The sequence below is a fragment of the Rhizobium sullae genome (genome assembly GCF_900169785.1).
Taxonomy (GTDB): domain Bacteria; phylum Pseudomonadota; class Alphaproteobacteria; order Rhizobiales; family Rhizobiaceae; genus Rhizobium; species Rhizobium sullae.
The window spans coordinates 1-12,847 of record NZ_FWER01000002.1; the positions used below are offsets into that span (position 1 = coordinate 1).

General features: G+C 61.5%; 9 protein-coding genes. 5 read left to right on the plus strand and 4 right to left on the minus strand.

What is annotated here, in order from left to right:
• Positions 1-19: 19 nt before the first annotated feature.
• The gene (locus BN1800_RS01800; RefSeq protein WP_086993928.1) at positions 20-2,479 is read right to left on the minus strand and encodes a penicillin-binding protein 1A; all 2,460 of its coding nucleotides are present in this window, start codon (positions 2,477-2,479) and stop codon (positions 20-22) included.
• Between the two features lie 238 nt (positions 2,480-2,717).
• Positions 2,718-3,974 (minus strand): N-acetylmuramoyl-L-alanine amidase, encoded by a 1,257-nt coding sequence (locus tag BN1800_RS01805; protein WP_086993931.1) that lies wholly within the window; start codon positions 3,972-3,974, stop codon positions 2,718-2,720.
• Between the two features lie 630 nt (positions 3,975-4,604).
• On the opposite strand from BN1800_RS01805, the gene BN1800_RS01810 reads away from it, so the two are divergent.
• Positions 4,605-7,439, plus strand: a complete 2,835-nt coding sequence (locus BN1800_RS01810; protein WP_086993934.1) for a ribonuclease E/G — start codon at positions 4,605-4,607, stop codon at positions 7,437-7,439.
• A 79-nt stretch (positions 7,440-7,518) separates the two neighbouring features.
• Here BN1800_RS01810 and BN1800_RS42175 read toward each other — a convergent pair whose 3' ends face one another.
• Positions 7,519-7,779 (minus strand): DUF559 domain-containing protein, encoded by a 261-nt coding sequence (locus tag BN1800_RS42175; protein ID WP_280173941.1) that lies wholly within the window; start codon positions 7,777-7,779, stop codon positions 7,519-7,521.
• Positions 7,780-8,277: 498 nt separating this feature from the next.
• Positions 8,278-9,435: a pyridoxal phosphate-dependent aminotransferase gene (locus BN1800_RS01820; protein ID WP_086993937.1), complete on the minus strand. Its 1,158-nt coding sequence runs from the start codon at positions 9,433-9,435 to the stop codon at positions 8,278-8,280.
• 212 nt (positions 9,436-9,647) lie between these two features.
• On the opposite strand from BN1800_RS01820, the gene BN1800_RS01825 reads away from it, so the two are divergent.
• The 4 genes from BN1800_RS01825 (at position 9,648) to accC (ending at position 12,842) form a co-directional block, all read left to right on the plus strand.
• Positions 9,648-10,406, plus strand: coding sequence for a DsbA family protein (locus BN1800_RS01825; protein WP_086993940.1), 759 nt, complete (start codon positions 9,648-9,650; stop codon positions 10,404-10,406).
• Positions 10,407-10,550: 144 nt separating this feature from the next.
• Positions 10,551-10,988, plus strand: coding sequence for a type II 3-dehydroquinate dehydratase (gene aroQ, locus BN1800_RS01830; RefSeq protein WP_027508592.1), 438 nt, complete (start codon positions 10,551-10,553; stop codon positions 10,986-10,988).
• A 20-nt stretch (positions 10,989-11,008) separates the two neighbouring features.
• The gene (gene accB / locus BN1800_RS01835; protein WP_027508591.1) at positions 11,009-11,485 is read left to right on the plus strand and encodes an acetyl-CoA carboxylase biotin carboxyl carrier protein; all 477 of its coding nucleotides are present in this window, start codon (positions 11,009-11,011) and stop codon (positions 11,483-11,485) included.
• A gap of 10 nt (positions 11,486-11,495) precedes the next feature.
• Positions 11,496-12,842, plus strand: a complete 1,347-nt coding sequence (gene accC, locus BN1800_RS01840) for an acetyl-CoA carboxylase biotin carboxylase subunit (protein ID WP_027508590.1) — start codon at positions 11,496-11,498, stop codon at positions 12,840-12,842.
• Positions 12,843-12,847: the final 5 nt, after the last annotated feature.

The window sequence follows — 12,847 nt, forward strand, 5'->3', positions numbered from 1 at the left end:
GCATCTATTATGGGATTGTTCAGTAGAGGCCGCCCGCGCCGGACTGCACGGCCTGGTTCGCCTGCGGCGAGGTCTTCAGGATCTCCTCCGGCGCCATGGTGCCGTCCATGCCGATGACGGACAGGCTGTCGGCCGGGCCGGTGCCGGGCTTGAAAGCCTCGATGATAGTGTTCGGATCGCCCTCCATCGCCGTCATGCCCGTCTTGCGGTCGATCGGGATCAGGTTCATGCCCTGCGGAATGACGAATTTCGATTCTGGCATGTCTTTGACGGCTGCCTGCATGAACTCGTTGAAGATCGGCGCGGAGAGGCCACCGCCCGTACTGCCGCGGCCAAGCGGCGCCGGATTGTCAAAGCCCATATAAAGGCCGGCCACGAGGTCCGGCGTGAAGCCGACGAACCAGGCATCCTTCTCATCGTTGGTGGTGCCGGTCTTGCCGGCCACGTCGCGTGCGCCGAGATCGATCTTGCCTGCCGCCGTGCCGCGGGTGATGACGCCCTGCATCATCGAGGTGATCTGATAGGCCGTCATCGGGTCGAGAACCTGCTCGCGGTTGTCGACGATGGTCGGCTCTTCCTGGTTCTGCCAGTCGCCGGCATTGCAGCTGTCGCAGAGGCGTTCCTCGTGCCTGAAGATCGTCTTGCCGTAGCGGTCCTGGATGCGGTCGATCAGCGTCGGCTTGATCTGCTTGCCGCCGTTGGCGATAACCGAATAGGCCGAGACCATCCGCAGGACCGTGGTTTCGCCTGAGCCGAGCGACATGGCGATCAGCGGCGGCATCTTGTCGTAGATGCCAAAGCGCTCGGCATATTCGGCAACGATGTTCATCCCGAGGTCGTTGGCAAGGCGCACGGTCATGAGATTGCGTGAGTGCTCGATGCCGGAGCGCAGCGTCGACGGACCGTTGAATTCACCACCATAGTTTTCCGGCCTCCAAACCTGGCTGCCGGAGACGATCTCGATGGGCGCGTCCATGATCACCGAAGCCGGGGTATAGCCGTTGTCCATGGCCGCTGCGTAGACAAACGGCTTGAACGAGGAGCCGGGCTGGCGCATCGCCTGCGTCGCGCGGTTGAATTCCGACTGGCCATAGGAGAAGCCGCCCGCCATTGCGAGAACGCGGCCGGTCTTCGGATCCATGGCGACGAAGCCGCCCTGAACCTTCGGCGGCTGGCGCAGACGGTAGGCGGTCGAGCCTTCGCCGCCCAGGCGCTCGACATAGACAACGTCGCCCGGCGAAAGCACACCTTCCGGCGACTTGGCCGTCTTGCGCTCGCCAGTCGAGGAGCGGTAGGCCCACTGCATGTTTTTCGCCTCGATCACGCCGTGCTCGCGCTCGGCGGCAGCCTTTCCGGCGCCGTCCCTGGCGGGCTGGAGGCCGATATCGACGCTTTCAGTGGAGACGGCAAGCACGACGGCGAGGCGCCATTCCGGCACGTCGGAGAGTGTCGGAATTTCCGCGAGCGCCTTGCCCCAGTCGGCCGTAGTGTCGATCGTCTTCAGTGGTCCATGGAAGCCGCGGCGTTCGTCGTAGCTCGTCAGCCCGTCCTGCAGCGCCTTGCGCGCGACAAGCTGCATCTGCGGATCGAGCGAGGTGCGAACCGAAAGACCACCTTCGTAAAGCGTCTTTTCGCCATATTGGCCGATGAGCTGGCGGCGGACGGCCTCGGCGAAGTAGTCCGAGGCAAAAAGCGAGGGACCGTTGCTGCGGACGGTTACGCCGAGCGGCTGCGTCTTGGCTTCCGCGCCGTCGCTCTGGCTCACATAGCCGTTTTCGACCATGCGGTCGACGACCCAGTTGCGGCGCTCGACCGCGGCATCCGGATGACGGAAGGGATGATAGTTGGCCGGGCCCTTCGGCAGCGAGGCGAGATAGGCGGCTTCGGCGACGGTGAGTTCGGTGACCGACTTGTTGAAGTAGGTGAGTGCCGCACCGGCGATGCCGTAGGAATTCAGGCCAAAGAAGATCTCGTTCAGATAGAGTTCGAGGATCTTGTCCTTGCTATAGGCCTGCTCGATGCGGAAGGAGAGGATCGCTTCCTTGATCTTGCGGTCGATCGTCTGGTCGGACGTGAGCAGGAAGTTCTTCGCCACCTGCTGCGTGATCGTCGAGGCGCCGACCGGACGGCGGCCGGAGCCGAAATTCTGCAGGTTGACGACGATGGCGCGCGCAAGGCCGCTCAGGTCGACGCCGGGATGGTTATAGAAATTCTTGTCTTCGGCCGAAAGGAACGCCGCTTTGACACGATCCGGGATCGCCTGGATCGGCAGGAAAAGACGCTTCTCCTTGGCATATTCGGCCATCAGCGCGCCGTTTCCGGCGTGAACGCGAGTGGTGACCGGCGGCGCATAGCTGTTCAGGACAGCGTAATCGGGGAGATCCTTCGCGACGCTTACCAGGTAGACGGCAACGACGGCTGCAGCGCCAAGAAACAGGACGCAAGCAATTCCGAAGAAATATCCAAGAAGTCTGATCATATTGAGCTACCGGTATTCCAAATCTTCAATCGGCGCAGGCGCTATATTTGCATGGAAGCGGGCGATTTGCACGTCGCGCGGCTTACTCCATGAGTGGCATCGCGACAAGCTGAATCCAACCCGCCTATTGAAACATAGCGGCGAGTAACGGCCTGAATGTGAGCAAAATAGGGCTCGCCTGCCCCATTCACATGCGCCGCTTTGCTTTCGCAGCAGGTGTCACATCTCCGCCACGGCCTCAGCCGCCATTGGCAACCACGGAAGAGCGGTAGCGCTTGACGGCGTCGGTCAGAAGTTCTGCCATCTTGCCGCGCCATTTCTCATCGAGCAGCAGCTTTTCGTCTTCGGCATTGGAAAGGAAACCGAGCTCGAGCAGGATCGAGGGCACGTCCGGCGCCCGCAGAACCTGGAAGCCCGCATGCCGGTGTGGATTGTTGATCGTGCTGATCTGGTCCTTGAATGAGCCGAGCACGCTTTCGGCCAGCGAGATCGAGAAGGCCTGGGTCTCGCGGCGCGTCAGATCGAGCAGGATATCGGCGACTGCCGGCGGCTCGGCCACCGTTTCCTTGCCGGCGATCTGATCCGACAGGTTTTCGCGCTCGGCAAGATCGGCGGCGAGCTTGTCCGAGGCCCTGTCCGAGATCGTATAAACCGTCGCGCCACGGATGTCCTTCTGCTTCAGCGTGTCGGCGTGCAGCGAGATGAAGAGGCCCGCGTGGTTCTGCCGGGCGATCTGCACGCGTTCGGCAAGCGACAGGAATTCATCCTCGCTGCGGGTGAGGAACGCCTTGATGCCGTGCTCGCGGTTCAGCCGGTCGGTGAGAGCCTTGGCGAAGGCGAGCGTCACCTGCTTTTCCTCGGTCTTGGTATCGACGCCGATCGCGCCGGTATCGATGCCGCCGTGGCCGGCGTCGACGGCGATGATGAAATCGCCGGGCTTTGCCGCCTCGGGCGCCGGCATGGCGTTCGCTGGCTGCGGACGGTCCGCCGGATCGCTCCAGGATTGCGCCTTGACGAGGGCTGCGAACTCCTCCTTGCCGGTCATCTCGGCATCGAGCACAAGGCGATAGCCCTTGTCGTCCTCGTCCGCCTGTACCTTGGCCGCCGCCAGCTTCACCGGCTTGACGGCCGTCAGCACGATGCGGGCGCTGCCTTCATCCATCGTGCCGTAGCGAATGTCCTTGAAAAGCCCCCTCGCCGCCAGATCCTTAGCCTGGAAGCCGAAGGCGGTCGCCGGCAGATCGACGACGATGCGCTCGGGATTGGCGATATAATGAACGGAGAAACTTGGCTGCCGGTCGAAATCGATGACGACGCGCGTGCGGGCGTCGTCGCCGATGATGCGTGCGCCATAGGCAAGCAGCGCCTCGGGTTTCTTCGGATCGGCACCAAGCGCGATGGCAGCCTGGAGCGAAACCGCCGCCGCGAGCACGCCTACGAATCTCATCTTCCGCTTGCCGGATTCCCCCGCTGCGGGCCGCACCCTCTTAAACAATCGACCGCCACATCCTATCTGTTATTGCATGGATCCTGCGGCTTGATGCACGCATCGCCCGGCTTTCAGCGTTTGTCGCGCCACCACCGAATCAGGACCACTGATTCCCCGATTGTCTATGCGTTTCGAAATCCATCAATATTATGGCGCATTTGGCTTTTCCCTTGCTATTGTGACAGAGAAACCATACAACGATTTTCAGGTTAGAAGTGTTGACGGGATAGAGTCGCCGCGCGGCTGCCAACCCCACGAGGACCTGGCGCCACAACCGGCAATCGTCCGCCGTCGTACACACTTCTCTCCAAGGTAAACTGGATCCTGAATTTTCCGGCGTATGCGGAAACTTCATCGGTGGATAGCCACCAAACGCTCCGAGGAGCAAACTCATCGGACCCCAAGGGGTCTTAAGTATTGTCGATCTCGCTTGGTCATAATGGTTTCGCAGCAGGTTTTATCCAAAGTCTACAGGCTCCGGGAGAATGATTTCCCCGCTGTTGCCTGGCTGCTGCTGTCCCGCCCGAACCAAGCGCGACTTTCATTATCCGGCGCACCCACGTTCGGCCGCATGCCCCCTGTTACAGATACAGGCGGGAATGTGAGTCTTCGGCTGCGCCGAGGAGCACACCTTACATGGCAGACAAAATGCTTATCGACGCGTCTCACGAGGAAGAGACACGTGTCGTTGTCGTTCGCGGGAACCGCATAGAAGAATTTGACTTCGAGTCGCAGCACAAGAAGCAGATACGCGGCAACATCTATCTCGCCAAAGTAACGAGGGTCGAACCTTCGCTGCAGGCCGCTTTCGTCGATTACGGCGGCAACCGGCACGGCTTCCTGGCCTTTGCCGAAATCCACCCCGACTATTATCAGATCCCGCTGGCCGACCGTCAGGCGCTGCTGCGCGCCGAGGCCGAGGAGCACCGCCGCGACGAGGATGTCGAGCACGTCGAAACCGCACCGGTAAGCGACCTGTCAACCCAGGAACAGCCGGACATCGGCATCATGCCCAAGGAACAGCCGGCCGCTGCCGAAGCTTCCGGGGACGCCGCTCCGGCCGAAGAGGCTGCTCCGGCCGCCGAAGAGGCTCCGGCCAAGAAGGCCAAGCCGCGCCGCAGCCGCAAGAAGGTCGTCGAAACCACCGCAACGGAAGATGCCGTGCCCTCCGACGTGGAAGCGCCTTCCGCTGCCGTCGCCGATAACGATGACGAAGGCCCCGTCGGCGGCAGCATGGCCGCTGCCGTTGAGACCGATTCGATCTCCGAAGACGTCGATTCCCGCCGCCGCAGCAATGACGACGATGACGACGACGACCATGAAGAGGAAGTGATCGAATCCGTCGGCGCCGAAGACGCGATGGAAGAGGTTCCGGACCGCGTGCAGCGCAAGCCGCGCAAGCAGTACCGCATCCAGGAAGTCATCAAGCGTCGCCAGATCCTGCTCGTGCAGGTCGCCAAGGAAGAGCGCGGCAACAAGGGCGCAGCACTCACCACCTATCTCTCGCTCGCCGGCCGCTACTCGGTTCTGATGCCGAACACCGCGCGCGGCGGTGGCATTTCCCGCAAGATCACCAATCCGCAGGACCGCAAGCGTCTCAAGGAAATCGCTCGCATGCTCGAAGTGCCGCAAGGCATGGGCGTCATCCTGCGCACGGCCGGTGCCAACCGCACCAAGGTCGAGGTCAAGCGCGATTTCGAATATCTGATGCGCCTGTGGGAAAACGTCCGCACGCTGACGCTGGCGTCGACCGCCCCCTGCCTCGTTTACGAGGAAGGCTCGCTGATCAAGCGCTCGATCCGCGACCTCTACAACAAGGACATCAGCGAGATCATCGTTTCCGGTGAGGAAGGCTATCGTGAAGCGAAAGACTTCATGAAGATGCTGATGCCGAGCCACGCCAAGGTGGTTCAGCCCTACCGCGACATCCATCCGATCTTCTCGCGCTCCGGCATCGAGGCGCAGCTCGACCGCATGCTGCAGCCGCAGGTAACGCTGAAGTCCGGCGGCTACCTGATCATGAATCAGACGGAAGCGCTGGTATCTATCGACGTCAACTCCGGCCGCTCGACCCGCGAGCACTCGATCGAGGACACCGCGCTTCAGACGAATCTCGAGGCGGCCGATGAAGTCGCCCGCCAGCTTCGCCTGCGCGACCTGGCCGGTCTGATCGTCATCGACTTCATCGACATGGAAGAGAAGCGCAACAACCGCGCCGTCGAGAAGAAACTGAAGGAATGCCTGAAGAACGACCGCGCACGCATCCAGGTCGGCCGCATCTCGCATTTTGGCCTGCTCGAGATGTCGCGCCAGCGCATCCGCGCTTCGGTGCTTGAATCCACGACCCAGGTCTGCTCGCATTGCGGCGGCACCGGTCACGTCCGTTCGCAGTCCTCCGTCGCGCTGCATGTTCTGCGCGGCATCGAGGAATATCTGCTGAAGAACACAACGCACGACATCACCGTGCGCACCACCCCGGAGATCGCGCTCTACCTGCTCAACCACAAGCGCCAGTCAATCATCGATTATGAGAGCCGCTTCGGCGTCGCGATCGTCGTCGATGCCGACAGTGCGGTCGGTTCGCAGCATTTCGCGATCGATCGCGGCGAGCCGGTCGAAAACCCGGTCAAGATCGAAACCCTCTTCAACTTCGCTGCCATTCCCGAGGATGACGACGACGATGTCGTCATCGAGATGGAGGAGGAAGAAGACGAGGAGCTCGACGAAAAGCCCGCAGCCGCCGAGCGCGCGCCCCAGCAGCGCGCCGAGGCTGATAGCGAAGGCGGCCGCAAGCGTAAGCGCCGCCGCCGCCGCCGTGGCCGCAGTGGTGCCGGTGAACCGCTCACCGCCCAGGATGCCGTTTCCGGCGAAGCTGGCGACGAGGATGAAGGCGACGACGAGGGCAGCGAGGGCGATGAGGCAGCCGCAGCAGCCTCCGAAACCCAGGCTGAAAGCGAAGAATCCCAGCGCCGCAAGCGCCGCCGCCGCGGCAAGCGCGGCGGCCGCCGCAACCGCGAGGAAGGCGGCGAACTGAGCGCCGGCGACGAAACCAACGCCGATGCAGAGGGTGGCACCGAGGCAGAAACGCAGGCTGAAATCGTCGAAGCCGTTGCTGAACAAGCCGGCGAAGGCCAGCCCGCAATGGCAGCCATCGAAACCGGCGCTGTCGCCGCTGAAGACGTAAAGCCAGCCAAGCCCCGCGGCCGCCGCAAGGCCGCCGTGTCGCCTGTCGAAGAGCCGGTCGCCGAAGCAGCGCCCGTCGTGGAAGCGGAGGCCGAAACGGTCGAAGCCTCCGCCGACCTCGCAACGCCGGCGCAGGACGAAGCAAAGCCGGGTCGCGCCAACCGCGAATCGAACATCTCTTCTTCGGCGATCCCGACGGTCAAATCCACACGCAGCGAGCCGGCCGAAGCCGACAATGACGGCAAGCCGAAAAAAGCCGGCTGGTGGCAACGCCGCGGCTTCTTCTGAGAAGCGCTCCTAGCGATCAAATAATCAATCCGGCTGCGGCGACGCGGCCGGATTTTTTGTTTTGGGCGAGAGGCAAATGCTATTCGCCAGCATTCCGCAACTGATCGAGTGTAGCCAAGCAGACGAAATCCAGATTTCTCTCGAACTCGTCATTCCAGAATCGCAGAACGCCGTGCGCTCTGAAATGCGCATCCCGTGCCTTGTTTGAGGTATTGTCGGCATCTTGTGATCCGTCGAGGTGAACGATGAGTTTCGCGTTGAGCCAGACGAAGTCGAGGATACACCGTCCTAGAGGCACTTGCCGCCGGAACTTGCGATCTTTCAGCTTCCGGGCACGTATAACCTGTCAGAACATATTCCCAGCCCGGGTCGAATCCGCCCGAATGACTTTCGCACGCACTCCGTTGATTGCTGGCGGCTGATAACGCATCGCTTCCCCTCGGCACTTCAACTGACGGCAGACCACAATCTCCTCTCCTGCAGTGGACAGAGGAACCTCGCGGCGCGCTTGGCACCCTTCCTCTCCACCTGTGGGAGAGCATACGAAACCTTACCCTTGGCCACCGGCCAAGTCTGAGATTTCGTTGGTGAGGGGGAAATGCGGCAGATCCCCGCGCATAACAAACGCCGAAAACCCAGCACCGCCGAACGGGGCGCTGGGATGCGCCATATATTTTCATCTTAACGCGGCAATTCCCAGCGCCCCGTCCGAGGTGAAATAAAAGATCAAACCACCGGTGAGGTTGCCGCGTGAACGGGAAACCATGCGCTCTGGTATTCCGATCAAGAACGTTCGAAAATGCTTTCAAAAACAAAGCCAAGCCACTGAAATCGGCGCCTATTTCAGCAAGCCGGCAATCCGCTCCACCGCCTCGGCGATCTCGGCCTCGGAGCCCGCATAGGACATGCGCATCGTCCGATTGCCCTCCAGTGGATCGAAGTCGAATCCCGGCGTGGCGGCGACATCGATCTCCGACAGCATGCGCTTGGCGAAGGCCATGCTGTCGTTGGTGAAGCGGGTGACGTCGACATAGGCATAGAAGGCGCCGTCCATCGGCGAAGCGATCGACAGGCCGATTTCGGGAAGACGCCGCATCAAGAAATCGCGGTTCCTGGCATAGCTTGCCTTGTAGACGTCGAGCTCTGCGGTAGCGCCGAGCGCCGCCGTTGCGGCGATCTGGGAAAGCTCTGGCGGCGAGATGTAGAGGCTTTGCGCCACGCGTTCGATCGGCCGGACCAGACGGTCCGGCAGCACCATCCAGCCGATGCGCCAGCCGGTCATGCAATAATATTTCGAGAAGGAGTTGATGACGATCGCCTCGCCGGTCAGTTCCAGGGCGCTCGTCTCCTCGCCGGAAAATGTCAGTCCATGGTAGATTTCGTCGGAAATGAAGGCGATCGAGTTGGCGGCACAGTAATCCGCAAGCGCCTTCAGTGCCTTTCTGCCCGTCACCGTGCCAGTCGGGTTTGCCGGGCTTGCGAGCAGCACGCCTTTCAGCCTGACGCCGCTTTCGTGCTGCGCCGCCTCCAGGCTTTCCGGCGTCAGCGTGAAATGCGTCTCCGCCGTTGCCGGCACTTCCAGGATTTTCAAGCCGAGCGCGCCGAGGATGTTGCGATAGGCCGGATAGCCGGGCCTGGCGATCGCCACGGCATCGCCGGCGTCGAAGAGCGAGAGAAAGGCAAGGTTGAAGCCCGCGGACGAGCCGGTGGTGACGGCAATCCGCAGCGGGTCGATGTCGAGCCCGCGCCGATTGCGGTAGTATCCGGCGAGCGCCTGCTTCAGCCGTGCGGTCCCGAGCGCATCCGTATAGCCGATCCTGCCCTCGGCGAGTGCTGCGCGTGCCGCCTCGAGCGCTACCTGCGGCGCCGGATGGGAAGGCTGGCCGACGGCCATCGAAATGACCGGATGTCCGCTTGCGCGCCGTCTGGTCGCCTCTGCAAGGACATCCATGGCGTGGAAGGGTTCGACTTCGCTGCGTCTCGATACGGAAAACAAGGCTGCATCTCTCCGGAAGTTCACACTTGGCGCCAGACAATTGCCGCAATAATCGGGTCATCACAATCCCGCGATTGCGCCGCGCCTGCGAAAAATCCTGTTTGAGGACCGGACCACGCGCCGTAATTTGGTGCTTTGCAGTTCTACCTGTTAACACGGCGATGATAAGATGCGGCAAATATTGCGCCCCATCTGTAGTAGACGAGGATAAAATGACCTTCTTCCCGAAAGCCTTCACCGCCCTTGCGCTCGCAGCGAGCGTTGCCCTGCCGCTTCCGGCAGCAGCCCTCGATGACGCGCAGAAGAAGGAGTTCGGCGCGTTTATCAAGGAATACCTGATCCAGAACCCCGAGATCATGATCGACGTGCAGAATGCCCTGCAGAAGAAGCAGGAAGAGGCGCGTCTCGTAAAAGCCAACAGGGCTATCGAAGACAACGAGAAGGAAATCTTCGACGCGAAATACGACGCGACGGTCGGCAATCCGAAGGGCGACGTCACGATCGTCGAGTTCTTCGACTACAATTGCGGCTATTGCCGCCATGCGCTTGCCGACATGCAGACCCTGCTCGAAAAGGACAAGAACGTCCGTTTCGTGCTGAAGGAATTCCCGATCCTCGGGCCTGAATCGGCGGCCGCCCACAAGGTGGCGGACGCCTTCCGCAAGCTCGCGCCGGAGAAGTACTGGGATTTCCACGTCGCCCTGCTTGGCAGCGGCGGACGCGCCGACGAGGATACGGCGCTTACCGTCGCCGAATCGCTGGGTATCGGCAAGGAGCAGATCCGCGCGGAGATGAAGAAAAGCCCGAACGACGAGAGTGTTCAGAAGACCTATCAACTGGCGCAGAACCTCGGCATCACCGGCACGCCGTCCTATGTGATCGGCAACGAGCTGGTACAGGGGGCGGTCGGTGCCGCCGACCTCGACACCAAGATCAAGAACATGCGCGCCTGCGGCAAGACGAGCTGCTGAGGGCCCGCCCATCAATTCGCCAAAATCCAAGTGTTTCAGCCATGTGGACAAAGATGGCACGATTCGGGCTGCCCTCCCCAAAGGGCTTTCAATCAAGGCATGGGGAGTCTATAGGTGGCCCTCGTGCTTTTGACGGAACATTCGATGACGCAGACCATTTTTGTCCTGAACGGACCTAACCTGAATTTGCTGGGCACCAGAGAGCCCGGCATTTACGGCGGAAAGACGCTCACGGATATCGAGACGGATTGTAAGGCGGCGGGCCGCGAACTCAGCCTGGAGGTCGACTTCCGCCAGAGCAACCACGAAGGCGTCCTCGTCGACTGGCTCCACGAGGCAAACGGCAAGGCAGCGGGTGTCGTGCTCAATGCCGGCGCCTATACGCACACCTCGGTCGCGCTGCACGATGCAATCCGCGCTATTTCCATTCCGGTGGTGGAACTCCACATCACCAACGTTCATGCTCGGGAAGAATTCCGCCACAAGTCGATGATCGCGCCCGCTGTGAAGGGTGTCATCTGCGGTTTTGGCCCCCATAGCTATATCCTGGCGCTGCACGCGCTGAAGAACCTCACGGCATAAGAAGAAGACAGGGCACACTCATGGCTGAGACGAAAAAAGGTATCGATCAGGCGCTGATCCGCGATCTCGCGAACATCCTCAACGAAACGGACCTGACGGAGATCGAGGTCGAGCAGGACGAGCTGCGTATCCGCGTTTCGCGCGCCGGCAACACGCATTACGTCCAGGCGCCGATAGGTGTTCCGGCCTATGCTGCAGCCGCTTCTTCCGCAGCCGCATCGCAGCCCGCTCCCGCTGCTCCGGCCGCCGCAGTGCGCAACCCGGCCAACACCGTCAACGCGCCGATGGTCGGCACTGTCTACATGGCTCCGGCTCCCGGGGCCCGCGCCTTCATCGAAGTCGGCGCTACCGTCAAGGAAGGCCAGACGCTTCTCATCATCGAAGCAATGAAGACGATGAACCAGATTCCGTCTCCGAAGTCCGGCAAGGTCACGGAGATCCTCGTCGAGGACGGCCAGCCCGTCGAATACGGCCAGCTCCTCGTCGTCATCGAATAAGGCGGACGTCATGGTCTCGAAAATCCTCATAGCCAATCGCGGGGAAATTGCGCTGCGCGTGCTGCGCGCGTGCAAAGAGCTTGGCATTCCCTGCGTGGTGGTTCACTCCACCGCCGATGCCGATGCCATGCATGTGCGCCTAGCCGACGAAAGCGTCTGCATTGGCCCGCCGCCCTCGCGCGATAGCTATCTGAACATCCATCAGATCGTTGCCGCCTGCGAAATCACCGGTGCGGATGCCGTGCATCCGGGCTACGGCTTCCTTTCGGAAAACGCGAAATTCGCGGACATCCTCGATGCCCACGACATCACTTTCATCGGTCCGACGGCGGACCATATCCGCATCATGGGTGACAAGATCACCGCCAAGACGACCGCATTGGAACTCGGCATCCCCGTCGTTCCAGGCTCGGACGGCGAAGTGAAGACTGCGGAAGATGCGATCAAGACGGCAGCCTTGATCGGCTATCCGGTGCTCATCAAGGCAACGGCAGGCGGTGGAGGCCGCGGCATGAAGGTCGCGAAGACCGAAGCCGACGTTATCGAAGCTTGGTCGACGGCCCGCACGGAAGCGGCAGCCGCTTTCGGCAACGACGCCGTCTACATGGAAAAATTCCTCAGCAAGCCGCGCCACATCGAAATCCAGGTATTCGGCGACGGCGAAGGCAATGCGATCCACCTTGGCGAACGCGACTGCTCGCTGCAGCGCCGTCACCAGAAGGTCTGGGAAGAAGCAAACTCTCCGGCACTCAACGTCGAGCAGCGCATGAAGATCGGCCAGATCTGCGCTGACGCCATGAAGAAGCTGAAGTACCGCGGCGCGGGCACGATCGAGTTCCTCTACGAAAATGGCGAGTTCTTTTTCATCGAAATGAACACCCGCCTGCAGGTGGAGCACCCGATTACCGAAGCGATCACCGGAATCGACCTCGTGCACGAGCAGATCCGCGTCGCCTCTGGCCGCGGCCTCTCCGTCACGCAGGAAGAGGTCACCTTCGAGGGCCACGCCATCGAATGCCGCATTAATGCCGAGGATCCGCGCACCTTCGTGCCCTCGCCCGGGACGATCACGCATTTCCATGCGCCGGGCGGTCTTGGCGTGCGCATCGACAGCGGCGCCTATCAGGGCTACAAGATCCCGCCCTATTATGATAGCCTCATCGGCAAGCTCATCGTGCATGGACGCACCCGTGTGGAATGCATGATGCGTCTGCGCCGTGCTCTTGACGAATTCGTCGTCGATGGCATCAAGACGACGCTACCATTGTTCCAGGATCTCGTGTCCAACCAGGATATCGCCAATGGCGATTATGACATCCACTGGCTGGAACACTACCTGGCCCACCATCCGGCATAACGGAA

Excerpts from the sequence above, each read along its gene's own strand:
- BN1800_RS01800 (WP_086993928.1), bottom strand. The coding sequence starts at position 2,479 with ATGATCAGACTTCTTGGATATTTCTTCGGAATTGCTTGCGTCCTGTTT.
- accB (WP_027508591.1), top strand. The coding sequence starts at position 11,009 with ATGGCTGAGACGAAAAAAGGTATCGATCAGGCGCTGATCCGCGATCTC.
- accC (WP_027508590.1), top strand. The coding sequence starts at position 11,496 with ATGGTCTCGAAAATCCTCATAGCCAATCGCGGGGAAATTGCGCTGCGC.
- aroQ (WP_027508592.1), top strand. The coding sequence starts at position 10,551 with ATGACGCAGACCATTTTTGTCCTGAACGGACCTAACCTGAATTTGCTG.
- BN1800_RS01810 (WP_086993934.1), top strand. The coding sequence starts at position 4,605 with ATGGCAGACAAAATGCTTATCGACGCGTCTCACGAGGAAGAGACACGT.
- BN1800_RS01825 (WP_086993940.1), top strand. The coding sequence starts at position 9,648 with ATGACCTTCTTCCCGAAAGCCTTCACCGCCCTTGCGCTCGCAGCGAGC.